This is a genomic window from Pseudomonas sp. B16(2017) (assembly GCF_002113205.1).
Lineage (GTDB): Bacteria > Pseudomonadota > Gammaproteobacteria > Pseudomonadales > Pseudomonadaceae > Aquipseudomonas > Aquipseudomonas pharyngis.
In genome coordinates, this window is sequence record NZ_NEKA01000009.1 from 71,823 (window position 1) to 96,768 (window position 24,946).

A 24,946-nucleotide genomic window follows, 5' to 3' on the forward strand; every position below is an offset into this window, starting at 1 on the left:
TGTTTTGTTCGGGGCCCGGTACAATCCGGGCCTTGTTGTCTCTATGTAACTGGACAGGATCACTATGCCGGCTTCATTCGTTCATCTACGCCTGCACACTGAGTACTCCCTGGTCGATGGGCTCGTGCGGATCAAGCCGCTGGTCAAGGCCCTGACCGGCATGGGCATGCCGGCCGTTGCGGTGACCGACCAGAACAACATGTGTTCGCTGGTCAAATTCTATAAAAACACCATGGGTGCCGGGATCAAGCCGATCTGCGGCGCCGACCTGTGGCTGTCGAACAAGGACCCGGATGGTCCGCTGAGCCGCATCAGCCTGCTGGTCATGAATGCCCAGGGCTATCGCAACCTGACCGAATTGATATCCCGTGGCTTCATCGACGGTCAGCGCAACGGCATGGTCATCATCGAGCGCGAGTGGGTCGCCGAGGCCAACGAAGGCCTGATCATGCTGTCCGCCGCAAAGGAAGGCGAGATCGGCATGGCCATGATCGGCGGCAACCCCGCCGAAGCTGAAACCCTGGCGCGCGAATGGATGGCGGTGTTCCCGGATCGTTTCTATCTGGAAATCCAGCGCACCAATCGTCCGAACGACGAAGAACAGTTGCACGGTGCCGTGGCCCTGGCCGACAAGCTCGGCGCGCCGCTGGTAGCCACCAACGACGTGCGCTTCATCAAGCAGGAAGACTTCGCCGCTCACGAAACCCGCGTCTGCATCGGTGAGGGCCGGGCCCTCGACGATCCGCGGCGTTCGAAGAACTACAGCGACCAGCAGTATCTGAAAAGCGCCGAGGAAATGGCCGAGCTGTTCAGCGACCTGCCGGATGCGATCGAGAACACCGTCGAGATCGCCAAGCGTTGCAACATCGATGTGAAACTGGGCAAGCACTTCCTGCCGGATTACCCGATTCCCGATGGCATGACCATCGACGAGTATTTCCGCAAGGTCTCGTTCGATGGGCTGGAAGAACGCCTCAGCGTGCTGCTGCCCAAGGACACCACCGAGGACTACGAGGCCAAGCGTCAGGTCTACGTTGACCGGCTGAATTTCGAGCTGGATATCATCATCCAGATGGGGTTCCCCGGTTACTTCCTGATCGTGATGGACTTTATCCAGTGGGCCAAGAACAACGGCGTGCCGGTGGGCCCTGGCCGAGGGTCGGGTGCCGGATCGCTGGTGGCCTATGTACAGAAGATCACCGACCTCGACCCGCTGGAATATGACCTGCTGTTCGAACGTTTCCTCAACCCGGAACGGGTATCGATGCCCGACTTCGACGTCGACTTCTGCATGGATGGTCGCGACCGGGTGATCGATTACGTGGCCGAAAAGTACGGCCGCAACGCGGTGAGCCAGATCATCACCTTCGGTTCCATGGCGGCGAAGGCTGTGGTCCGCGACGTGGCGCGGGCCCAGGGCAAGTCGTTCGGCCTGGCCGATCGCCTGTCGAAGATGATTCCGTTCGAAGTCGGCATGACCCTGGAAAAAGCCTACGAGCAGGAAGAAATCCTGCGCGACTTCATCAAGGTCGATGAAGAAGCGGCGGAAATCTGGGAGATGGCGCGCAAGCTCGAAGGTGTGGTGCGTAACGTCGGTAAACACGCCGGTGGTGTGGTGATCGCGCCGACCAAGCTGACCGACTTCTCGCCGATCTATTGCGACGAGGCCGGCGACGGTCTGGTGACCCAGTTCGACAAGGACGACGTCGAGGCGGCCGGTCTGGTGAAGTTCGACTTCCTCGGCCTGCGGACCCTGACGATCATCGACTGGGCGCTGAAGACCATCAACCGTGACCGCGCCAAGGTCAACGAACCGCCGCTGGACATCGCGTTCATCCCGCTGGATGACAAGCCGACTTATCAGCTGCTGCAAAAAGCTGAAACCACCGCGGTGTTCCAGCTTGAATCCCGCGGCATGAAAGAGCTGATCAAAAAGCTCAAGCCCGACTGCCTCGAAGACCTGATCGCACTGGTGGCCCTGTTCCGTCCGGGCCCGCTGCAATCGGGCATGGTGGATGACTTCATCAACCGTAAACACGGTCGCGCTGAACTTGCGTATCCGCACCCGGATTACCAGTACGAAGGTTTGCAACCGGTACTGGCGCCGACGTACGGCATCATCCTGTATCAGGAACAGGTGATGCAGATCGCCCAGGTCATGGCCGGTTACACCCTCGGTGGTGCGGACATGCTGCGTCGGGCGATGGGCAAGAAGAAACCCGAGGAAATGGCCAAGCAGCGCGGCGGTTTCATTGAGGGTTGTGCGTCGAACAATATCGACGCGGATCTGGCCGGTAACATTTTCGACCTGGTAGAGAAATTCGCCGGTTACGGCTTCAACAAATCCCACTCCGCCGCCTACGGCCTGGTCTCGTACCAGACCGCCTGGCTGAAAGCCCACTACCCGGCGCCGTTCATGGCCGCGGTACTGTCGGCGGATATGCACAACACCGACAAGGTCGTGACCTTGATCGAAGAAGTGCGCACGATGAAGCTGCGCCTCGACGCGCCGGACGTGAACACCTCGGAGTTCAAGTTCACGGTGAACGACGAAGGCCGCATCGTGTACGGCCTGGGCGCGATCAAAGGCGTCGGTGAAGGCCCGGTGGAAGCGATCACCGAGGCCCGTCAGGCCGGCCCGTTCAAGGATCTGTTCGACTTCTGCGCCCGGGTCGACCTCAAACGCATCAACAAACGCACGCTGGACGGTCTGATCCGCAGCGGCGCGCTGGATCGCCTCGGCCCGTACTTCCATGACGAGCAAAAGGCTTACCAGGCCAATATCGACCGCAACCGCGCCGTGCTGCTGGCGGCGATGGAAGAGGCGATCAAGTCGGCCGAGCAGACCGCGCGCACCCGCGACAGTGGCCACGCCGACCTGTTCGGCGGGTTGTTCGTCGAGGAGGACGCGGACGTTTACGCGGTCCACCGCAAGGCGAAGGAGCTGACCCTCAAGGAACGGCTCAAAGGTGAAAAAGACACCTTGGGCCTGTACTTGACCGGCCACCCGATCGACGAATACGAAGGCGAAATCCGCCGTTTCGCCCGCCAGCGCATCATCGACCTGAAACCGGCCCGGGACACCCAGACTGTGGCGGGGATGATCATCGCCCTGCGGGTGATGAAGAACAAAAAGGGCGACAAGATGGGCTTCATCACCCTCGACGACCGCTCCGGGCGGATCGAGGCGTCGCTGTTCGCCGATGCGTTCCACTCCGCGCAATCGCTGCTGCAGACCGACGCAATGGTGGTGGTCGAAGGCGAGGTCAGCAACGATGACTTCTCCGGCGGCCTGCGCCTGCGGGTCAAGCGGGTGATGAGCATGGAAGATGCGCGCACCAACCTCGCCGAGAGCCTGCGCCTGAAGTTGCAGACCCAAGACCTGAAAGGCGATCAGCTACGCTGGTTGGGTGAATTGCTCAAGCGTCATCGCGGGGCGTGCCCGATCACCATGGAATACACCAGTCCCGATGCGAAGACCTTGCTGCAGTTCGGCGAGACCTGGCGGATTGACCCGGCGGATGCCTTGATTCAAGCCCTGCGTGACCAGTTCGGGCGAGACAACGTCTTCCTCCAATACCGTTGACCGGGAGGTGCCATCAAAGCGCCTGCCCACAACCTGAATTTTTAATCTCGACCTCAGCGCGCCTCTCCCTTAAGGTAGGGCGCGAATAGACAACCGGCCGGCCCAAGCTCATTTGGGACACGACCCAAGACGGACGCCTATGAACCCGAATTTTCTAGATTTCGAACAGCCGATCGCCGACCTGCAAGCCAAGATCGAAGAGTTGCGCTTGGTCGGTAATGACAATTCGCTGAATATCGGCGATGAGATCTCCCGCCTGCAGGACAAGAGCAAGACGCTGACCGAAGACATCTTCGGCAAGCTGACCAGCTGGCAGATCGCACGTCTGGCGCGTCACCCGAAACGTCCTTACACCCTGGACTACATCGAGCACATCTTCACCGAGTTCGACGAACTGCACGGTGATCGTCACTTCTCCGACGACGCGGCCATTGTGGGCGGCGTGGCACGTCTGGAAGACCAGCCAGTGATGGTGATCGGTCACCAGAAGGGCCGTGAAGTGCGTGAAAAGGTACGCCGCAACTTCGGCATGCCGCGTCCGGAAGGTTACCGCAAGGCCTGCCGCCTGATGGAAATGGCCGAGCGTTTCAAGATGCCGATCCTGACCTTCATCGACACTCCGGGCGCGTACCCTGGCATCGATGCTGAAGAGCGTAACCAGAGCGAAGCGATCGCCTGGAACCTGCGCGTCATGGCCCGCCTGAAAACCCCGATCATCGCCACCGTGATTGGTGAAGGTGGTTCCGGCGGTGCACTGGCGATCGGCGTGTGCGATCAGCTGAACATGCTGCAGTACTCGACCTACGCGGTGATCTCGCCGGAAGGCTGCGCTTCGATTCTGTGGAAAACCGCAGAGAAGGCGCCGGATGCTGCTGAAGCGATGGGTATCACCGCCGAGCGTCTGAAAGGCCTGGGCATCGTCGACAAGGTGATCAGCGAGCCTCTGGGCGGCGCCCACCGTGATCCGGCCGCTGCCGCTGCCTCGATCCGCGCCGAGTTGAGCTCGCAACTGGCGATGCTGAAGAAGTTCGACAACGAAGCGCTGCTCAAGCGTCGTTATGATCGTCTGATGAGCTACGGTCTCTAAGTCGAGCCGTTTCGGCCAACGATGCAAAACACTGTGGGAGCGGGTTTGCCCGCGAATGCGATGTAACATTCAACAATTGTGTTGGCTGTTTCATCGCTTTCGCGAGCAAGCCCGCTCCCACATTTGGTTTGTGAAAAGGTAGAAAAATGGGTCAGCCCTCGATTGATTTGCCTTCCAGGCTTCTGCGCAATCTCAAGCCCTGGCTCGGTGCTTCCCATTGGCGCATCGCCTTCTCCGGCGGCCTCGACTCCACCGTTCTGCTGCACCTCCTGGCCAATCTCGCCAAAACCGAATCCCTTCCGGCGCTAAGCGCCATTCATGTTCATCACGGCCTTCAGGCTGCGGCCGATGCGTGGCCGGCGCATTGTCAGGATGTCTGCGACGAACTGTTGGTGCCGTTGCAAGTGCAGCGTGTGCAGGTGCAGCCGGGGGCGAGTGTAGAGCGCGCGGCACGGGATGCGCGCTATGCGGCGTTCAGTGCGGCGACTCAGGCCAATGATGTGCTGCTGACCGGGCAGCATCGCGACGATCAGGCTGAAACGCTGTTGTTCCGTCTGCTGCGTGGCGCCGGCGTGCGTGGGTTGTCCGGAATGCCGGCCACGCGAGCGCTGGGGCAGGGCAGTCTGGTGCGGCCGTTGCTCGACATCACACGCGCAGAGCTGGAAGCCTATGCGCGGGACCATGGCCTGCGTTGGGTCGAGGATCCTTCGAATCAGGATCGACAGTTTTCGCGCAACTATCTACGGCATCAGGTTCTGCCGTTGCTGAGCGGTCGCTGGCCTCAGGCGTACGCCAGCATGGCCCGCAGTGCGGCGCATCTGCGTGAGGCGCAAGGTTTGCTCGATGAGCTGGCGCAAATCGATCTGGCTACTGCGAAATTGCCCGCTGAGTTCGAGTGGTCGGGATTGCCATCGCTGGAGTTCGCGGCCATCGCGAAATTGTCCGATGCCCGTCAGCGAAATGCACTCAGCCACTGGCTTGGACCTTTGACCCGACTGCCGGATACCGACCATTGGTCGGGTTGGGTCGATGTGCGTGACGCCGGCAACGATGCCTCGCCGATCTGGCGTCTGGCGGATGGCGAGCTGCACCGAAGCGCCGGTCGCCTGTGGTGGCTCAGCGGACAATGGTTGCGTACACCGGTGGTCAGCGGCGACTGGCACGAGCCGTCGCTGGCGCTACGCTTGCCCGATAACGGACGTGTCATGTTCAGCGGTCAGACTCCCGCCGGGCCGCTGCAAGTCCGCTATCGGCAGGGCGGCGAGGTGATGCATCTGGCGGATCGCGGTCATCGTGATCTCAAGCGCCTGCTTAATGAGCGCGCGGTGCCGGGCTTCGTGCGTGGCAGATTGCCGCTGCTGTTTCGCGGTGAAGAATTGCTCGCCGTGGCGAACCTGCCGGGGCTCGACGGCCATGTGCTGGAAGGCTGGCGATTGCATTGGCAGCCCTCGGACGAAGATCAAGGTTTGAGATGAAGGGGGCATTCCGGTAGACTACGCTCCCTTCTTGATACAACTTCTGTGGATTCGCCTGAATTGCAGGAGTTGCCGATTACCAAGCAGTCTTTGCTGGGCGATTCCAAAAAATGTGTAGCGAGCAACGTACCGGTGTTTTCACTTCCGGTCTGTCCCAACGCGGCGGTTTTTTTGAAAGGTGCACTGTGATTAATGCAGGTGATCGGGGGCTTCGGCCTTCCTTCGCTTTCCCCGGCGGCTCGGACCGCTTTAACGCAGACTTCTAGGGTTTTTCATGACGCGCTACATATTCGTCACGGGCGGTGTTGTTTCTTCTTTGGGGAAAGGCATTGCATCGGCTTCATTGGCGGCCATCCTGGAGGCGCGGGGGCTTAAGGTCACCATGCTGAAGCTGGATCCGTACATCAACGTCGACCCGGGCACCATGAGCCCGTTCCAGCACGGTGAAGTGTTCGTCACCCACGACGGCGCCGAGACCGACCTGGACCTGGGCCACTACGAGCGGTTCATCCGCACGACCATGACCCAGAACAACAACTTCACCACCGGCCGTGTCTACGAGCACGTGCTGCGCAAAGAGCGTCGTGGTGACTACCTGGGTGCAACCATCCAGGTGATTCCGCACATCACCGACGAAATCAAGCGTCGCATCATCAAGGGCGCCGGCGATGCCGACGTGGCGCTGGTGGAAATCGGCGGTACCGTGGGTGACATCGAATCGCAACCGTTCCTCGAAGCCATCCGCCAGTTGCGTGTGGAAGTCGGCTCCAAGCGCGCGATGCTGATGCACCTGACCCTGGTTCCGTACATCGCCACCGCTGGCGAGACCAAGACCAAGCCGACCCAGCATTCCGTGAAGGAACTGCGTTCGATCGGCCTGCAGCCAGACGTGCTGATCTGCCGCTCCGACCATCCGGTGGATGTGTCGTCGCGTCGCAAGATCGCGCTGTTCACCAACGTTGAAGAGCGTGCGGTGATCTCCCTGGAAGACGTCGACACCATCTACAAGATCCCGGCCGTACTGCACGCCCAGGGTCTGGACGATTTCGTCGTCGAGCGTTTCGGCCTGCAATGCAATGGCGCCGACCTGTCCGAGTGGGAAAAGGTCGTCGATGCCAAGCTGAACCCGGAGCACGAAGTCACCATCGCGATGGTCGGCAAGTACATGGAACTGCTGGACGCCTACAAGTCGCTGATCGAAGCGATGAGTCATGCCGGCATCACCAACCGCACCAAGGTCAACCTGCGCTACATCGATTCCGAAGACATCGAGAACCAGGGCACCGCGCTACTGGAAGGCGTCGACGCGATCCTCGTACCGGGCGGCTTCGGTCTGCGCGGCGTGGAAGGCAAAATCACTGCCGTTCAATACGCTCGCGAAAACAAGGTTCCATACCTGGGTATCTGCCTGGGCATGCAAGTGGCGGTCATCGAGTTCGCCCGTAACGTGCTGGGCTGGAAAGACGCCAACTCCACCGAGTTCGATCGTGCCAGCGGCCATCCGGTTGTCGGCCTGATCACCGAGTGGGAAGACGCTACCGGTGCCGTTGAAGTGCGTACCGAAGCGTCCGACCTGGGCGGCACCATGCGTCTTGGCGCTCAGGAATGCCTGCTCGAAGCCGGCTCCAAGGTGCACGACTGCTACGGCAAGGATGTGATTGTCGAACGTCACCGTCACCGTTACGAAGTGAACAACAACCTGCTGCCGCAAATCATCGAAGCCGGCCTGAAAATTTCCGGTCGCTCTTCCGATGCTGCGCTGGTTGAAGTGGTCGAAGCGCCGGATCATCCATGGTTCGTCGCTTGCCAGTTCCACCCTGAGTTCACCTCGACGCCACGCGATGGCCATCCGCTGTTCAGCGGCTTCGTCAAAGCGGCATTGGCTCAACACCAGAAGAAGGCGTAACCCCGATGGCACAGAAGATCATCCGCGTCGGCGACATCGAGATTGCCAACGACAAACCCATGGTGCTGTTCGGCGGCATGAACGTGCTGGAAAGTCGTGACATGGCCATGCAGGTTTGCGAAGAGTACGTGAAGGTCACCGAAAAACTCGGTATCCCTTACGTGTTCAAGGCCAGCTTCGACAAGGCCAACCGTTCTTCTGTGACCTCCTATCGCGGTCCTGGCCTGGAAGAAGGCATGCGCATCTTCCAGGACATCAAACAAGCCTTCGGCGTACCGATCATCACCGACGTCCACGAGCCTGACCAGGCCGCGGTCGTCGCTGAGGTCTGCGACATCATCCAGCTGCCGGCCTTCCTGTCGCGCCAGACCGATCTGGTCGTCGCGATGGCCAAGACCAACGCCGTCATCAACATCAAGAAAGCCCAGTTCCTCGCGCCTCAGGAAATGAAACACATCCTGAACAAGTGCGTGGAGGCGGGTAACGATCAGTTGATCCTCTGCGAGCGCGGTTCGAGCTTCGGCTACAACAACCTCGTGGTCGACATGCTCGGCTTCGGCATCATGAAGCAGTTCGAGTACCCGGTATTCTTCGACGTAACCCATTCGCTGCAAATGCCTGGCGGTCGTTCCGATTCCGCCGGCGGTCGCCGCGCCCAGGTCACCGACCTGGCCAAGGCTGGCATGAGCCAGTCGCTGGCGGGCCTGTTCCTCGAAGCGCACCCGGATCCCGACAACGCCAAATGCGACGGCCCTTGCGCCTTGCGTCTGGACAAACTGGAGCCATTCCTGGCCCAGCTCAAAGCCCTGGACGAACTGGTGAAGAGTTTTCCGACGGTAGAAACCGCGTAAACCTCAATTCTCCGGTAAAGTACCGCACGATTTGTCGCTCATGCCCTCGGGTATGAGCGTTGTCGTCTGCAAGCTGCCCGCTGCACACCACTTGCCGACGGTAAAAAGATTTCCTCTAGCTGCGTCGTTTTCGTCAACTTTGGAGTGTTTACAACAATGGCAAAAATCGTCGACATCAAAGGTCGTGAAGTTCTCGACTCCCGTGGCAATCCCACCGTGGAAGCGGACGTGCTTCTCGACAACGGCATCATCGGCAGCGCCTGTGCGCCGTCCGGTGCATCCACTGGCTCGCGTGAAGCGCTCGAGCTGCGTGATGGCGACAAGAGCCGTTACCTGGGCAAGGGCGTGCTCAAGGCGGTAGCCAACATCAACGGTCCGATCCGCGATCTGCTGCTGGGCACCGACCCAAGCGACCAGAAAGCCCTGGATCACGCGATGATCAAGCTGGACGGTACTGAAAACAAAGCGACCCTGGGCGCCAACGCCATCCTCGCCGTATCCCTGGCTGCGGCCAAGGCGGCTGCACAGGATCAGGACCTGCCGCTGTACGCTCACATCGCCAATCTGAACGGCACCCCGGGTGTGTACTCGATGCCGGTTCCGATGATGAACATCATCAACGGTGGCGAACACGCCGATAACAACGTCGACATCCAGGAATTCATGGTTCAGCCGGTTGGCGCCAAGTCTTTCTCGGAAGGTCTGCGCATGGGCACCGAGATTTTCCATCACCTCAAAGCCGTGCTGAAGGCCCGTGGCCTGAGCACTGCTGTCGGTGACGAAGGTGGTTTCGCGCCGAACCTGGCTTCCAACGAAGACGCACTGAAAGTGATCTCCGAAGCGGTGGCTAACGCCGGTTACAAGCTGGGCACCGACGTGACCCTGGCTCTGGACTGCGCGGCCAGCGAATTCTTCGAAGACGGCAAGTACAACCTGTCCGGCGAAGGCCAGGTGTTCACCGCTGAAGGTTTCGCCGACTACCTCAAAGGTCTGACCGAGCGTTACCCGATCATCTCGATCGAAGACGGTCTGGACGAGTCCGACTGGGCTGGCTGGAAGATCCTCACCGACAAGATCGGCGAGAAGACCCAACTGGTCGGTGACGACCTGTTCGTGACCAACACCAAGATCCTGAAAGAAGGCATCGATAAAAAGATCGCCAACTCGATCCTGATCAAGTTCAACCAGATCGGCACCCTGACCGAAACCCTGGAAGCCATCCAGATGGCCAAGGCTGCCGGTTACACCGCCGTGATCTCGCACCGTTCGGGCGAAACCGAAGATTCGACCATTGCCGACCTGGCTGTGGGTACTTCGGCTGGCCAGATCAAGACCGGTTCGCTGTGCCGTTCCGACCGCGTTTCCAAGTACAACCAACTGCTGCGTATCGAAGAGCAGTTGAATGGCAAGGCCAAGTACAACGGTCGCAGCGAGTTTCGCGGCTGAGCAGTAAATGATAGAAAGACACCGGATTGTGTCGGAAAAGTCGTGACAGCGATGGATTTGCCACTAATCTGATGCCTTATATGCACAAGCCTGGATATTCCAGGCTTCGTGCTATCAGATGCTTCAAAGTTTTGGCGTGGCTGTCTTTTTTCACTGGATACCTGATATTCGATGCGCAGTCCTTACTGGTTGTTTCTCGTTTTGCTCTTGCTGCTGGCCGGTCTGCAGTACCGCCTGTGGGTGGGCAATGGCAGTCTGGCGCAAGTCGCCGAACTGAATCAGCAGATTGCTGATCAACACGCCGAGAACGAAGCCTTGCTGGAGCGCAACCGGGTGATGGACGCTGAAGTCAGCGAGTTGAAGAAGGGCATGGAGACCGTTGAAGAGCGGGCTCGTCACGAACTGGGCATGGTCAAGGACGGCGAAACCCTTTACCAGTTGGCCCAATGATCGACTCCCTGCCGGCCTTCTGGGCCGTGATTCCTGCCGCGGGCGTCGGTGCCCGAATGGCTGCGGACCGTCCCAAGCAGTACTTGCAACTGGGCGGGCGCACAATTCTCGAACACAGCCTCGGCTGTTTCCTCGATCACCCAAGCCTCAAGGGCCTGGTGGTCAGTCTTGCCGTTGATGATCCTTATTGGCCGAATCTGGCCAGCGCCAGCGATCCGCGCATTCAACGGGTTGACGGTGGTGCCGAGCGTTCCGGCTCGGTGCTCAACGCCTTGCTTCATCTGCACGCCCAAGGTGCCGATGATGACGATTGGGTGTTGGTGCACGATGCGGCACGACCGAACCTGAGCCGTGATGATCTCGACAAATTGCTTACTGAACTGGCGAACGATCCGGTCGGCGGCTTGCTGGCCGTGCCGGCGCGCGACACCCTGAAACGGGTCGACAAGCACGGTCGTGTGGTGGAAACCGTGGATCGCAGCGTGATCTGGCAGGCCTACACGCCGCAGATGTTCCGCCTCGGTGCCTTGCACCGTGCACTGGCCGACAGTCTGGTGGCTGATGCTGTGATCACCGATGAAGCCTCGGCAATGGAGTGGGCCGGCATGGCGCCGCGTCTGATCGAAGGTCGTGCGGACAATCTCAAGGTCACTCGGCCTGAAGATCTGGAATGGCTGCGCCAGCGCTGGACCAACCGTCGTTAAATCCGATACTCAGGCCGTTCGGCCAAACCTTCCTTGAGAAAGTCCACCAGTTTGCGCACCTTCGGCGACAAGTGCCGCTGCTGCGGATACAACGCCCACACCGCTGTATTCGGCGGTTGATGCGCCTCCAGTAAAGAAATCAACGCGCCGCTGTGCAGATGCTCCAGCACGTAATAGTCCGGCAACTGACACAGTCCGACGCCTTGTAGCGCCGCATCCAGCACCGCTTGCCCACTGTTGCAGCGCCAGTTTCCCTGCACCCGCTGGGAAAATTCCCGCCCGTTTTGTTCAAGCTGCCAGATGTCCGAGCTGCCGATCAGGCAATTGTGCCGTCCCAGTTCCGACAAACTGTGTGGGCGCCCGTACCGTTCCAGGTAGGAAGGCGACGCACACAGATACATGCGCCGGGGTGCCAGGCGGGTCGCTACGAGCCGTGAATCCTGAAGTCGACCAAGACGGATCGCCAGATCCAGGCCTTCATGCACCAGATCGAGTTGGCGGTTGGTCAGCTCAATGTCGATGCGCAGTTGTGGGTAATGCCCCATGAACCGGGTCACCAGCGGCACGATGAAGCGTTCGCCATACGCCACGGCGCAGGTCATGCGCAGCATGCCTTTGGGTTCGCTGGTCAGGTCGCCGACTGCACGCAACGCTTCTTCACGACCGTCTTGCAGACGCTGGCAATGTTGCAGGAAAGTCTGACCCGCCTCGGTCAGGGTGACGCGCCGAGTACTGCGATACAGCAGTCGCGTCTGCAAACGCTCCTCCAGCCGTACGATTTGTCGACTGATGTGCGAGGAAGAAACGCCCAGGCGTTCCGCAGCGGCGGTGAATTGGCTGCATTCGGCAACGGCGACGAACTCGTCGATGCCTTCCCAGCGGTTTTCGGACATAGGGATTATCCCTGTATGGCAATAATGTTTTGCTTTTGCCCGGATTATTCATCAAGCAGCGCTGGACTACACTCCCTGTCTGCTTTTTTATTCAATGGATTCACTGGAGAGTCAGCATGATCAAGTCGCGCGCCGCCGTTGCCTTCGAGGCCAAGAAGCCGCTGGAAATCGTAGAAGTCGATGTCGCCATGCCCAAGGCCGGTGAAGTATTGCTGCGCGTGGTGGCTTCCGGTGTTTGCCACACTGACGCTTACACCCTGTCCGGCGCGGACCCGGAAGGTATCTTCCCGTCGATCCTCGGCCACGAAGGCGGTGCCATCGTTGAAGCGATCGGCGAAGGCGTGACCTCGGTGGCCGTCGGCGACCATGTGATTCCGCTGTACACCCCGGAATGTGGCCAGTGCAAATTCTGTAAGTCGGGCAAGACCAACCTGTGTCAGGCCATTCGGGCCACCCAGGGCAAGGGCCTGATGCCGGACGGCACTTCGCGCTTTTCCTACAAGGGCCAAACGATTTTCCACTACATGGGTACTTCGACCTTTTCCGAATACACCGTGCTGCCGGAAATCTCCGTGGCCAAGATCTCCAAGGACGCGCCGCTGGAAAAGGTCTGCCTGCTCGGTTGCGGCGTGACCACCGGTATCGGCGCAGTGATCAACACCGCCAAGGTCAAGCCGGGTGACACCGTGGCGATTTTCGGCCTCGGCGGCATCGGTCTGTCGGCCGTGATTGGCGCGGTGAAGGCCAAGGCCTCGCGCATCATCGCCATCGACATCAACCCGGCCAAGTTCGAAATCGCCAAACAACTGGGTGCCACTGACTGCGTGAACCCGAAAGACTTCGACCGCCCGATCCAGGAAGTGATCGTCGACATGACCGATGGCGGCGTCGACTTCTCCTTCGAATGCATCGGCAACGTGCAGCTGATGCGCGCAGCCCTCGAGTGCTGCCACAAGGGCTGGGGCGAGTCGGTGATCATCGGTGTTGCCGGCGCCGGCCAGGAAATCGCCACCCGTCCGTTCCAACTGGTGACCGGTCGCGTCTGGCGCGGTTCGGCGTTCGGTGGCGTGCGTGGCCGGACCGAACTGCCAAGCTATGTCGACATGGCGCAAAGCGGCGAAATCCCGCTGGATACCTTCATCACCCACACCATGGGTCTGGAAGATATCAACAAGGCCTTCGACCTGATGCACGAAGGCAAGAGCATCCGTACCGTCATTCATTTCTGATCAATCCCGATGCCACGGCCGCCACCGCGCGGCCGTGGTGCGTAGGAGTCCTACATGAGTCTGGAAAACATCTCCTGTCAGAAGAGTTTCGGCGGATGGCACAAGCGCTATCGCCATCGTTCCGAAGTGCTCGGTTGTGACATGGTGTTCGCCGTGTACCTGCCGCCCCAGGCAGAGCAGGGCGGCAAGCTGCCGGTGCTGTACTGGCTGTCGGGCCTGACCTGCACGGACGAGAACTTCATGCAGAAGGCCGGTGCCATGCGCATGGCGGCTGAACTGGGGCTGATCATCGTGGCACCTGACACCAGTCCGCGCGGCCCGGATGTACCGGGTGATCCCGACGGGGCCTGGGATTTCGGTCTCGGTGCCGGGTTTTATCTGAATGCCACGCAGGAACCCTGGTCGCGGCACTATCGGATGCATGACTACGTTGTGCAGGAATTGCCTTCACTGGTTGAAGCGCATTTCCCGGCGTCGGACAAACGCAGCATCAGCGGCCATTCCATGGGTGGTCACGGTGCGCTGGTCTGTGCGTTGCGCAATCCGGGGCGTTATCAGTCAGTGTCAGCGTTCTCGCCGATCAATAATCCGATTGATTGTCCGTGGGGCCAGAAAGCGTTCTCCCGCTATCTGGGCGAAGACCGTTCGAAGTGGCGCGAGTGGGATGCCTGTGCGCTGATCGCCGAGGCGGACGAAAAGCTGCCATTGCTGGTCGATCAGGGTGACCGCGACGATTTCCTCGCCACCCAACTCAAACCGGAAGCCCTGCAACAAGCCGCAAAACAAGCGGGCCACCCGCTGACGTTGCGTCTGCAACCGGGCTACGACCACAGCTATTTCTTCATCGCCAGCTTCATTGACGACCACTTGCAGCATCACGCGCGCGCCCTCAAGGCCTAATGCAGGTAGAATCACGCCCTGACAAAATTCGGGGCGTTTTTTTATGCGTATTGGCCACGGCTATGATGTGCACCGTTTCGCTGAAGGCGATTTCATTACTCTGGGCGGCGTGCGAATCGCACACCGCTTCGGGCTGCTCGCTCACTCCGACGGTGACGTCCTGCTGCACGCCTTGAGCGACGCCTTGCTCGGCGCGGCGGCGCTGGGTGATATCGGCAAGCATTTCCCGGACACCGACCCGCAATTCAAGGGTGCCGACAGCCGTGTCCTGCTGCGCCATGTGGTCAGTCTGATCCACGCCAAAGGCTGGAAGGTCGGCAACGTCGACAACACCATCGTGGCCCAGGCACCGAAAATGGCCCCCCATATCGAATCGATGCGCGCGCTGATTGCCGCGGATCTGCAAGTAGAACCGGATCAAGTGAACGTGAAAGCCACCACCACCGAGAAGCTCGGCTTCGTCGGTCGCGAAGAAGGCATTGCCGTGCATTCCGTTGCCTTGTTGCTGCGCGCATGAACGAACTGCAACTGCTCGGCCCGCGGGCCTATGGCGATGCCCTCGGCACCGCGATCCTGAAAGCCATCGCCGAAGATTTCCAGGTCGATGAAGTCCTCGACATTCCGTTCAGCGGTGACGGCGAGCACCTGTGGATCTGGGTCGAGAAGCGCGGCCTGAATACGGAAGAGGCCGCACGCCGTATCGCCAAGGCCGCCGGCGTGCCGCTACGCACGGTGAGTTACGCCGGTCTGAAAGACCGTCAGGCGCTGACCCGCCAGTGGTTCAGCGTGCAATTGCCGGGCAAGGCCGATCCGGATCTGTCGGCGGCGGAAAACGACACGCTGAAAATCCTCAAGACCACTCGCCACAAGCGCAAGCTGCAACGCGGTGCGCATTCGGCCAACGGTTTCACGTTGCGCCTGACCCAGTTCAATGGCGACAAGGCCGCCATCGACGAGCGTCTGCAACTGATCGCCAAACAGGGCATCCCGAATTACTTCGGCGCCCAGCGTTTCGGCCATGACGGTGGCAACGTTGTCGATGCCCGCTCCTGGGCCGCGCGCAAGGCACTGCCGGAGCAGCGCAATGTGCGCTCGCGCCTGCTGTCGACCGCGCGCAGTTTTCTGTTCAATCAGGTGCTCGCAGCACGGGTCGCCGATGGCACCTGGCAGCGTGCCCAGGTCGGCGATCTGCTGGCGTTCACCGATAGCCGCAGCTTTTTCCCGGCCGGTGAAGCCGAGTGCAGTGATCCGCGTCTGGCGATTCTCGACCTGCACCCGACCGGTCCGCAGTGGGGCGAAGGTGACTCGCCGGCGGCCGGGGTTGTCCATGATCTGGAGCAGGGGATTGCCGCACGCGAGGCGGATCTGCGCGATTGGTTGATTAATGCCGGTATGAGCCACGAACGTCGCATCCTGCGGCTGCCCATTGGCGGGTTGACGTGGCATTATCCCGAGCCTGACATTCTGCAACTGGAATTCGTCCTCCCGGCCGGATGCTTCGCCACCGTATTGGTGCGCGAACTCGTTGATCTGGTGCCGGTGGGGCAGACGGACAGCCCATGCGTATTCTGATTTCTAACGACGATGGGGTGACTGCGCCCGGTCTTGCCGCGCTTTATGCTGCGCTGGCGGATTACACCGAGTGCGTGGTTATCGCCCCGGAACAGGACAAGAGCGGTGCCAGCAGTTCGCTGACACTCGACCGTCCATTGCACCCGCAATACCTGGCCAACGGCTTTATCAGCCTCAATGGTACGCCGACCGACTGCGTTCATCTGGGGCTCAACGGTTTGCTTGAACGTGAGCCGGACATGGTGGTGTCGGGGATCAACCTGGGCGCCAACCTGGGTGATGACGTGCTGTATTCCGGGACCGTGGCAGCCGCCCTCGAGGGCCGCTTTCTCGAGCGCCCGTCGTTTGCCTTCTCGCTGGTTTCGCGGCAGGTCGACAACCTGCCCACGGCCGCCTACTTTGCGCACAAACTGGTCGAAGCCCATGCCGGGCTCGATCTGCCTCCGCGCACGGTATTGAACGTGAATATTCCGAATCTGCCGATCGATCACATTCGCGGCATTCAACTGACCCGTCTCGGCCATCGCGCCCGTGCGGCGGCGCCGATGAAAGTCGTGGACCCGCGCGGCAAGGCCGGTTACTGGATCGCTGCTGCAGGTGACGCGGAAGACGGCGGGCCGGGCACCGATTTCCACGCGGTGATGCAGGGTTACGTATCCATCACTCCGTTGCAGCTCGATCGCACCTTCAATGATGCCTTCAGAGGTCTCGACGGCTGGCTGGAGGGGCTCAATTAATGGCTCGTGAACAAGACGACAGGCTGCGCAGCGGCATCGGGATGACGTCCCAGCGAACCCGTGAGCGCCTGATCCAGCGTCTGTATGAAGAGGGCGTTTCCAACGCCAGCGTGCTGGAAGTGATCCGTCGCACCCCGCGGCACCTGTTCGTCGATGAAGCGCTGGCGCACCGGGCCTATGAGGACACCGCGCTGCCGATCGGCAACAACCAGACCATTTCCCAGCCTTATATGGTGGCGCGCATGAGCGAGCTGCTGCTGGAGGCCGGGCCGCTGGATAAAGTGCTGGAGATCGGCACTGGTTCCGGTTACCAGACAGCGGTGCTATCGCAACTGGTCGAGCGGGTGTTCTCGGTCGAGCGCATCAAGGTGCTGCAGGATCGGGCCAAGGAACGCCTGGTCGAGCTCAACTTGCGCAACGTGGTGTTTCGCTGGGGCGATGGCTGGGAAGGCTGGCCGGCGCTGGCTCCGTACAACGGCATCATCGTCACGGCAGTCGCCACCGACGTGCCTCAGGCGTTGCTCGACCAACTGGCACCGGGCGGGCGGATGGTGATCCCGGTCGGCTCTGGTGAAGTGCAGCAATTGATGCTGATCGTGCGTGAAGAAAACGGCTTCTCTCGACACGTTCTCGGGGCGGTGCGTTTCGTGCCATTGCTCAATGGGCCGCTGGCCTGAGCATTTGTTCGAGGCCGCTGAATTCCTTTCGCGCGTGCCTGTCTTACAGCGGCAGCGAGTGTTTAAACAGGACGGATCGTCTACAAGCAAACGTGTGCGCCGAGCGATAGCGCTTCTATAAAGGTAAAGCCGGTTGCGCCCGTTATACTTGCGAAGTTTCATGCCGGAATCGCTATTCCATATTTTTCAGCCACCACAAAGGGAGCGGCGGGTGAGTCTCACAGTCATTGCGCAGCGTATGGGTAACACGAGCTTTCAGCGCCTGGTGACTGGCCTTGTCTTGAGCACCTTGCTGGTCGGTTGCTCCAGCACAAAATCGAGCAACGTTCGGGTCGTCGATCGCAACAATACGGTGGCCCAGCGTCCGGTCGTGACGACCGGGCAGTATGTAGTCCGTCCGGGCGATACCCTGTTTTCCATCGCTTTTCGCTACGGCTGGGACTACAAAGCCCTCGCCGCCCGGAACAATATTCCTACGCCATACACGATACATCCGGGTCAGACGATTCGCTTCGACGGCCGTACCGGTTCAACGTCGACGGCGGTCGTCAGCAACTCCGGTTCTTCAGCGTCTTCGTCCAGCAAAACCACGGTTATCCGGCGCCAGGCAAATGGCACGACAACCACCACAACCACGGGTTCCGGCGCGGCTTCAACGACGGTTGTACCGTCCGTCGCCAACAAGCAAACACCTGCTCCACTGCCTCCACCGGGCCCGGCCCCGACCGGCTGGGGATGGCCATCTAATGGCATTCTCATTGGAAAATTCTCTTCAAACGGTAGTTTGAATAAAGGAATTGATATCGCCGGAGATTTGGGACAGCCTGTTTTAGCTGCGTCTGATGGGACGGTGGTATACGCCGGGAGTGGCTTAAGGGGCTACGGCGAATTGGTCATCATCAAACACAGCGAAACCTACGTCAGTGCTTACGGACACAACCGTCGGCTGTTGGTACGGGAGGGGCAGCAGGTCAAGGTCGGACAGACAATTGCCGAAATGGGGTCAACGGGTACAGACCGGGTGAAACTGCATTTTGAGATTCGCCGACAAGGTAAACCTGTAGATCCGCTGCAGTTCCTGCCAAGACGTTGATTTGCAGACCAGCCTGTTCCGTCACGTAGAGGGGACAGGCTCCAGCGTTGCCAAGGATAAAGGCGTCGCTTGAGCTTGGGGTCGAACTCACCAAAGGACTATAACAATGGCTCTCAGTAAAGAAGTGCCGGAGTTTGACATCGACGATGAGGTTCTCCTGATGGAGACCGGCATCGATTCGGATTCGATGTCGAATGATGAAGGGGCTGCTCCACCTTCCGTTCGTGCCAAATCCAAACACTCCGCTTCACTTAAACAACATAAGTACATCGATTACACTCGGGCACTTGATGCCACGCAGCTGTACCTCAACGAAATCGGCTTTTCCCCTCTGCTCTCCCCGGAAGAAGAAGTTCATTTTGCGCGTTTGTCGCAAAGTGGCGATCCTGCCGGGCGCAAGCGCATGATCGAAAGTAACCTGCGGCTGGTGGTCAAAATCGCCCGGCGTTACGTCAATCGGGGGCTGTCGCTGCTGGATCTGATCGAAGAGGGCAACCTCGGATTGATCCGCGCGGTGGAAAAGTTCGATCCCGAGCGCGGCTTCCGCTTCTCGACCTACGCGACCTGGTGGATCCGTCAGACCATCGAACGCGCAATCATGAATCAGACCCGGACCATCCGGTTGCCGATCCATGTAGTCAAGGAGCTCAACGTGTACCTGCGGGCTGCACGGGAGCTGACGCAAAAGCTCGACCACGAACCTTCACCCGAAGAAATTGCCAACCTGCTGGAAAAACCGGTGGGCGAGGTCAAGCGCATGCTGGGCCTGAACGAGCGGGTTTCTTCGGTCGACGTCTCGCTGGGTCCGGATTCGGATAAAACCCTGCTCGACACCCTGACGGATGACCGTCCGACCGATCCGTGCGAACTGCTGCAGGATGACGACCTGTCGCAGAGCATCGATCAATGGCTCTCGGAGCTGACCGACAAGCAACGCGAAGTGGTGGTACGCCGCTTCGGCCTGCGCGGTCACGAGAGCAGCACGCTGGAGGATGTAGGCCTGGAGATCGGCCTGACCCGGGAACGGGTGAGACAGATCCAGGTGGAAGGCCTCAAACGCCTTCGGGAAATTCTCGAGAAAAACGGCCTGTCGAGCGAGTCGCTGTTTCAATAAGCCGCCCGCCTGACCGCTATGCAGAAAGCCCCGACTGGTTCGGGGCTTTTTGTTTGTGTGCTGAAAGCGGCAGTTACTCCCACCTTGTAGGTTTGCGCTGTAAGCCTTTGCTGACTGTATCGTAAGTGTTCGTTATTTTTACACTGCTGCCGAAGGCGATTGCGTTCATCGATGATTAGTAAAATATTGATTTATATGGTTATTTTTTAATGTTAAGGGCTTATGACAACAGGTTCGTACGCTGGAGGCCAGTTGCCCCCGGCGGGCAACTCTTTAGTATCTGGGTTGTGTCGACGGATAGACACGCCCTTCAAGGACGAGGGGAATGGACATCGCAGGACGCGATTCATCAGGACGATGAAAAGGAACACAGGGAATAGGGAAAAAATGTGGGCGGGTCAAACCGCCCCTTTTTTTGCCTGAAGAAAAGCCAAACCCGCAAAAACAAAAAGGCCCGCGAGGGGCCTTTTCATTCGAACGCGGGACAGATCAGCGTTCGAGGTCTTTGATCTTGCCTTTGACGCCATCCCACTCTTCGGCATCAGGCAGCGATTCTTTCTTCTCGGTGATGTTCGGCCAGATTTCGGCCAGCTCGACGTTCAGCTGAATGAATTCCTGCATTTCTTCCGGAACTTCGTCCTCGGAGAAAATGGCCACGGCCGGGCATTCCGGTTCGCACAGGGCGCAGTCGATGCACTCATCCGGGTGAATCACCAGGAAGTTCGGGCCTTCGTAGAAGCAGTCCACCGGACAGACTTCTACGCAGTCGGTGTACTTGCACTTGATGCAGTTGTCGGTGACGACGAAGGTCATTTCTAATTTTCTCCTCAGGCGGCGGCAGCGTTGCCCCTTCACGGTTGGGGTCGCCAGGTTCGGGAGCGATGTCTGCCAGCCAGGCTATTAGCCAGCAGCATCCCGAACCGCGCGAGATTCTAACAGCTTGAAGCCGTTTGCGTTATATCCGGTTCGTCGGTGCTTAGATCCGGTTCTTTAGTGCATAGAGCATTTCGAGTGCACGACGCGGTGTGACGTCATCCAGATCCAGTTTCGCCAACTCATCCAGGACCGGATGCGGGAGGCTGGCAAACATGTCGCTCTGCTGCGGTGTCGCCGGTTTGCCCTTGACGGCCGGTTTTGGCGCCTCATGTGGCAGCGCGGTATCTTCCAGGCGGCTCAGGTGCTCACGAGCACGCACGATCACTTCGCTTGGCACACCGGCCAGCTGTGCGACCGCGAGGCCGTAACTCTGGCTTGCCGGGCCTGGCAACACATGGTGCAGGAACACGATGCGTTCATTGTGTTCGGTCGCATTGAGGTGCACGTTGGCCACCAGCGGTTCGGCTTCCGGCAACACAGTCAGTTCGAAATAGTGTGTCGCGAACAGAGTATAGGCCCGCAATTGCGCCAGACGCTCAGCCGCTGCCCAGGCCAGGGACAGGCCGTCGAAGGTGCTGGTCCCGCGACCAACTTCGTCCATCAGTACCAGGCTGCGCTCGGTAGCGTTATGCAGAATGTTCGCGGTCTCACTCATTTCCACCATGAAGGTCGAACGCCCACCGGCGAGGTCATCGCTGGAACCGATCCGGGTAAAGATCCGGTCCACCAGCGACAGTTCGCAACTCGCTGCCGGCACAAAACTGCCGATATGTGCCAACAGCACGATCAGTGCAGTCTGGCGCATATAGGTGGATTTACCGCCCATGTTCGGGCCGGTGATCACCAGCATGCGGGTGTTGTCATCCAAGCTCAGGTCGTTGGCCACGAACGGCGTGGTCAGCACTTGCTCGACCACCGGGTGACGGCCCTGGGTGATACGCATGCACGGTTCGCTGACGAACGTCGGGCAATTCAGGTCGAGATTCAGCGCACGTTCGGCGAGGTTGCTCAGCACGTCCAGTTCGGCGAGAGCCGAGGCGGTGTCCTGCAATGGGGGCAACTGGCTGATCAGATCTTCCAGCAATGCTTCATAAAGCATCTTCTCGCGGGCCAGGGCACGGCTCTTGGCCGACAGTGCCTTGTCTTCGAACTCTTTCAGCTCTGGCGTGATGAAGCGCTCGGCACCTTTGAGGGTCTGACGGCGAATGTAATCTGCGGGCGCCGACTCGGCCTGTTTGCTCGGCAGTTCGATGAAGTAACCGTGGATGCGGTTGTAGCCGACTTTCAGGTTGGCGAGGCCGGTGCGGGCCTTTTCCCGGGCTTCCAGATCGATCAGGAACTGGCCGGCGTTTTCGCTCAGCGACTGCAGCTCGTCGAGCTCGCTGTCGTAACCGGTTTTCAGCACGCCGCCGTCGCGGATCACCGCCGGCGGGTTGTCGATGATGGCTTTTTCCAGCAGCGCGGCCAGTTCCGGGTACGTGCTGGTGGTGGTCGCCAGGCGTTGCAGGTGCGGCGCTTCCAGGTCAGCCATTGCCACTTGCAGTTCAGGCAACGCGCCGAGTGCATCACGCAGGCGGGCGAGGTCGCGAGGGCGGGCATTGCGCAGGCCGATCCGCGCCAGAATCCGCTCGATGTCGCCGATTTCCTTGAGCTGCGGTTGCAGGTTTTCAAAGCGATAGCGGTCGAGCAGGCAAGTGATCGAGGTCTGACGCGCCAGCAACACGGTCAGGTCGCGCAGCGGACGGTTGAGCCAACGTGTCAGCAAACGGCTGCCCATGGCGGTCTGGCAACGGTCGACCACCGATTGCAGGGTGTTGTCGCGGCCACCGGCCAGGTTGGTGTCGAGCTCCAGGTTACGGCGGCTGGCGCCGTCCAGCACCACGGTGTCGTCCAGCCGTTCATGACGCAGGCTGCGCAGATGGGGCAGGGCGGTGCGCTGGGTTTCCTTGGCATACGCCAGCAGGCAACCGGCGGCGCCGATCGCCAGGGTCAGGGTTTCGCAACCGAAGCCTTTGAGGTCCTGGGTGGAGAATTGCTGGCAGAGACTTTTCAGCGCCGAATCACGCTCGAAATCCCACGGCGCGCGGCGACGAACGCCACGGCGTTTTTCCGCCGGCAGATCCTTCGGCCAGTCATCCGGGATCAGCAACTCGACCGGGTTGACCCGCTCCAGCTCCGCCAGCAGGTTTTCCCAGCCCTTGATCTCCAGCACGGTGAAGTTGCCGCTGGTGATGTCCAGCACCGCCAGGCCGAACAGACGCTCATCGCCCAGCACCGCCGCGATCAGGTTATCGCGACGCTCATCGAGCAGCGCCTCATCGCTGACCGTACCCGGGGTGATGATCCGCACCACCTGACGCTCCACCGGGCCCTTGCTGGTGGCCGGGTCGCCAACCTGCTCGCAGATCACCACCGACTCGCCGAGCTTGACCAGTTTCGCCAGGTGGCCTTCCGCCGCGTGATACGGAATCCCGCACATCGGAATCGCCTGACCCGCCGACTGCCCGCGCGCGGTCAGGGTGATGTCCAGCAACTTGGCTGCCTTCTTCGCGTCTTCGTAGAAGATCTCGTAGAAGTCGCCCATGCGGTAGAACATCAGCTGGTCCGGGTGCTGATTTTTCAGGCGCCAGTACTGCTGCATCATCGGAGTGTGGGAGGACAGGTCGGAGACGGCTTTATTCATCGGATTGTCAGGCAACTCGTTCAAAGGTGTGGGGCAAAAGCGCGGCAGTGGCCGGGCTTTTCCGCGATGGGCGCAAGATTACCATGGGCGGTCTGTCGGACGCAGGCATCGCGGCCGGGTGACAACGATCTGGCTTAAAAAGGTCGACTATGCACGATTTATGCAAATCAGCATTTGTCTTCGCGAAAAACTTCAAGCACTATGCGCGTTATGCAAAAACGCAACGTATCTACCGTCTTAAGAGCACTGCTCGACCAGCACGGGATCTCCCCCACGGAGCTCCACCGTCGCACCGGCGTGCCTCAATCCACGCTCTCGCGGATTCTCAGCGGGAAGATCGTCGATCCTTCGGATAAACACATCTCAAAGATCGCCGAGTACTTTGCCGTGAGCACCGATCAGTTGCGCGGGCGCGCGGATGTTGCGCCCGCCAGCAACGGCGGACGCGACGAGTTGCATTCCGAACTCAAGGACATAAGCCTGTGGGACGACGACACCCCCGTCGATGACGACGAGGTGTCGGTACCCTTTCTTCGCGAGGTTGAATTGGCTGCTGGATCAGGAAGATTCGTCATCGAAGAGAGCGAGCGCTCGAGCCTGCGCTTCGGCAAGCGCAGCCTGCGCCATAACGGTGTGCAGTTCGATCAGGCCAAATGCGTGACGGTACGGGGCAACAGCATGTTGCCGGTGCTGCGCGACGGTGCCACGGTTGGGGTCAACGCGGGAAAATGCGGGATTGGCGACATCATTGATGGCGACCTTTATGCGATCAACCACAACGGTCAACTGCGGGTGAAGCAGCTTTATCGCCTGCCCACCGGTATCCGCCTGCGCAGCTTCAATCGCGATGAGCATCCGGACGAGGACTACAGCTTCCAGGACATGCAGGAAGAGCAGATCGTCATCCTCGGTCACGTCTTCTGGTGGGGCATGTACGCCCGGTAACCTGATTCCTTTCTGACAAAACCCGCCTCGGCGGGTTTTTTTTCGCCTGTAGAAAACCGGCCAATCCTTGAATGGCGGGGCTTTCATGCATTCGCGCATTTCCAGTGCATAAATAAATGCATTTGCGCATTGACTGTATATGCATCCATGCATATTCTTGCCACCAAGCCGCTCGACAAAGCGGCTGGCAACAACAGCTCTTTAGTTCCACAAGAACAGGCAGCGATGAACCGGCCTCAACGGTTCAGAGGGTTGGCAACTGACCCGGGTGTGCAGCGTAAAGCACCAGAAGCAGTTATCCGGCGGGCAGGGACCGCGGTCGGAAAAACAATTTGAATGGACTCGTACCGCGCCAGTAGCGCCGAAAAGTCAGCTTCCTTCACGTACACAGGATTGAAGGAAGGCGAAGGAGCGCATTACTGAAAAGCCCGGCGAAATGCCGGGCTTTTTGGAATGCCTGCCTGACGCAGGCCGCTTCAACGGAGCTTCACGACATAAACCCAGTCAGGCGGAGAATCAAAAGGACTTGCAGATGTTGAAAGAATGCCGCTGTGGCCATTGCAAACGACTGCTCGCCCGGGTGGGTGAGTACACAGAACTCCAGATCAAATGTTCCCGCTGCGGAACATTGAATCATGTGAAGGCCGCGAGCCTCGAGCGATCGCCTGTGAGCGACATGAGCACATCAAGTGCACAAGACTATCCGACTCTATAGGTAAAAA

Annotated in this window: 21 protein-coding genes; 18 read left to right on the plus strand and 3 right to left on the minus strand. The window is 59.7% G+C overall.

Annotated features, from left to right (window positions below; genetic code table 11):
* Window positions 1-64: 64 nt before the first annotated feature.
* From dnaE to ispD, 8 genes are all read left to right on the plus strand, one after another.
* The gene (dnaE, locus tag CAG25_RS17030; protein WP_085612295.1) at window positions 65-3,586 is read left to right on the plus strand and encodes a DNA polymerase III subunit alpha; all 3,522 of its coding nucleotides are present in this window, start codon (window positions 65-67) and stop codon (window positions 3,584-3,586) included.
* Window positions 3,587-3,725: 139 nt separating this feature from the next.
* Window positions 3,726-4,673 (plus strand): acetyl-CoA carboxylase carboxyltransferase subunit alpha, encoded by a 948-nt coding sequence (locus CAG25_RS17035; RefSeq protein ID WP_011332694.1) that lies wholly within the window; start codon window positions 3,726-3,728, stop codon window positions 4,671-4,673.
* A gap of 146 nt (window positions 4,674-4,819) precedes the next feature.
* Window positions 4,820-6,148 (plus strand): tRNA lysidine(34) synthetase TilS, encoded by a 1,329-nt coding sequence (gene tilS / locus CAG25_RS17040; RefSeq protein ID WP_085612296.1) that lies wholly within the window; start codon window positions 4,820-4,822, stop codon window positions 6,146-6,148.
* Window positions 6,149-6,422: 274 nt separating this feature from the next.
* Window positions 6,423-8,054, plus strand: coding sequence for a CTP synthase (locus CAG25_RS17045; protein ID WP_011332696.1), 1,632 nt, complete (start codon window positions 6,423-6,425; stop codon window positions 8,052-8,054).
* A 5-nt stretch (window positions 8,055-8,059) separates the two neighbouring features.
* Window positions 8,060-8,905, plus strand: a complete 846-nt coding sequence (gene kdsA, locus CAG25_RS17050; RefSeq protein ID WP_007954807.1) for a 3-deoxy-8-phosphooctulonate synthase — start codon at window positions 8,060-8,062, stop codon at window positions 8,903-8,905.
* 156 nt (window positions 8,906-9,061) lie between these two features.
* Window positions 9,062-10,351, plus strand: a complete 1,290-nt coding sequence (gene eno / locus CAG25_RS17055; protein ID WP_007954808.1) for a phosphopyruvate hydratase — start codon at window positions 9,062-9,064, stop codon at window positions 10,349-10,351.
* 171 nt (window positions 10,352-10,522) lie between these two features.
* Window positions 10,523-10,801, plus strand: coding sequence for a cell division protein FtsB (gene ftsB / locus CAG25_RS17060; protein WP_003222158.1), 279 nt, complete (start codon window positions 10,523-10,525; stop codon window positions 10,799-10,801).
* Window positions 10,798-11,505, plus strand: coding sequence for a 2-C-methyl-D-erythritol 4-phosphate cytidylyltransferase (gene ispD, locus CAG25_RS17065; protein WP_085612297.1), 708 nt, complete (start codon window positions 10,798-10,800; stop codon window positions 11,503-11,505). Before ftsB ends, ispD begins: the two co-directional genes overlap by 4 nt.
* On the opposite strand, the gene CAG25_RS17070 is transcribed toward ispD, so the two are convergent.
* On the minus strand, window positions 11,502-12,398 hold the full coding sequence (locus CAG25_RS17070) for a LysR substrate-binding domain-containing protein (protein WP_007954817.1): 897 nt from the start codon (window positions 12,396-12,398) through the stop codon (window positions 11,502-11,504). The genes ispD and CAG25_RS17070 overlap by 4 nt on opposite strands.
* A gap of 116 nt (window positions 12,399-12,514) precedes the next feature.
* Between CAG25_RS17070 and CAG25_RS17075 the strand changes: the two genes are divergently transcribed.
* The 8 genes from CAG25_RS17075 to rpoS all read left to right on the plus strand — a co-directional run bounded on the left by CAG25_RS17075 (window position 12,515) and on the right by rpoS (window position 19,720).
* Window positions 12,515-13,627: an S-(hydroxymethyl)glutathione dehydrogenase/class III alcohol dehydrogenase gene (locus tag CAG25_RS17075; protein WP_007954819.1), complete on the plus strand. Its 1,113-nt coding sequence runs from the start codon at window positions 12,515-12,517 to the stop codon at window positions 13,625-13,627.
* Window positions 13,628-13,681: 54 nt separating this feature from the next.
* A complete protein-coding gene (gene fghA, locus CAG25_RS17080; protein ID WP_064593801.1) occupies window positions 13,682-14,527 on the plus strand; it encodes an S-formylglutathione hydrolase in 846 nt (281 codons plus the stop codon).
* A gap of 43 nt (window positions 14,528-14,570) precedes the next feature.
* Window positions 14,571-15,044, plus strand: a complete 474-nt coding sequence (gene ispF / locus CAG25_RS17085; protein ID WP_085612298.1) for a 2-C-methyl-D-erythritol 2,4-cyclodiphosphate synthase — start codon at window positions 14,571-14,573, stop codon at window positions 15,042-15,044.
* Window positions 15,041-16,099 (plus strand): tRNA pseudouridine(13) synthase TruD, encoded by a 1,059-nt coding sequence (gene truD / locus CAG25_RS17090; protein ID WP_085612299.1) that lies wholly within the window; start codon window positions 15,041-15,043, stop codon window positions 16,097-16,099. The genes ispF and truD overlap by 4 nt, the downstream gene beginning before the upstream one ends.
* Window positions 16,087-16,836, plus strand: coding sequence for a 5'/3'-nucleotidase SurE (gene surE, locus CAG25_RS17095; protein WP_085612300.1), 750 nt, complete (start codon window positions 16,087-16,089; stop codon window positions 16,834-16,836). Before truD ends, surE begins: the two co-directional genes overlap by 13 nt.
* 41 nt (window positions 16,837-16,877) lie before the next feature.
* On the plus strand, window positions 16,878-17,513 hold the full coding sequence (locus tag CAG25_RS17100) for a protein-L-isoaspartate(D-aspartate) O-methyltransferase (RefSeq protein WP_170844894.1): 636 nt from the start codon (window positions 16,878-16,880) through the stop codon (window positions 17,511-17,513).
* A gap of 211 nt (window positions 17,514-17,724) precedes the next feature.
* Window positions 17,725-18,606, plus strand: a complete 882-nt coding sequence (locus CAG25_RS17105; protein WP_085612301.1) for a peptidoglycan DD-metalloendopeptidase family protein — start codon at window positions 17,725-17,727, stop codon at window positions 18,604-18,606.
* Between the two features lie 106 nt (window positions 18,607-18,712).
* Window positions 18,713-19,720: an RNA polymerase sigma factor RpoS gene (gene rpoS / locus CAG25_RS17110; RefSeq protein WP_007954831.1), complete on the plus strand. Its 1,008-nt coding sequence runs from the start codon at window positions 18,713-18,715 to the stop codon at window positions 19,718-19,720.
* 489 nt (window positions 19,721-20,209) lie between these two features.
* On the opposite strand, the gene fdxA is transcribed toward rpoS, so the two are convergent.
* Together fdxA and mutS are read right to left on the minus strand one after the other, a co-directional pair.
* On the minus strand, window positions 20,210-20,533 hold the full coding sequence (gene fdxA / locus CAG25_RS17115; protein ID WP_007908827.1) for a ferredoxin FdxA: 324 nt from the start codon (window positions 20,531-20,533) through the stop codon (window positions 20,210-20,212).
* 163 nt (window positions 20,534-20,696) lie between these two features.
* Complete coding sequence (gene mutS / locus CAG25_RS17120; RefSeq protein WP_085612302.1) at window positions 20,697-23,279, minus strand: DNA mismatch repair protein MutS; 2,583 nt, start codon at window positions 23,277-23,279, stop codon at window positions 20,697-20,699.
* A gap of 210 nt (window positions 23,280-23,489) precedes the next feature.
* Here mutS and CAG25_RS17125 point away from each other — a divergent pair, with 210 nt between their 5' ends.
* The gene (locus tag CAG25_RS17125) at window positions 23,490-24,224 is read left to right on the plus strand and encodes an XRE family transcriptional regulator (RefSeq protein WP_085612303.1); all 735 of its coding nucleotides are present in this window, start codon (window positions 23,490-23,492) and stop codon (window positions 24,222-24,224) included.
* 532 nt (window positions 24,225-24,756) lie between these two features.
* A complete protein-coding gene (locus CAG25_RS17130; RefSeq protein ID WP_085612399.1) occupies window positions 24,757-24,939 on the plus strand; it encodes a Com family DNA-binding transcriptional regulator in 183 nt (60 codons plus the stop codon).
* Window positions 24,940-24,946: the final 7 nt, after the last annotated feature.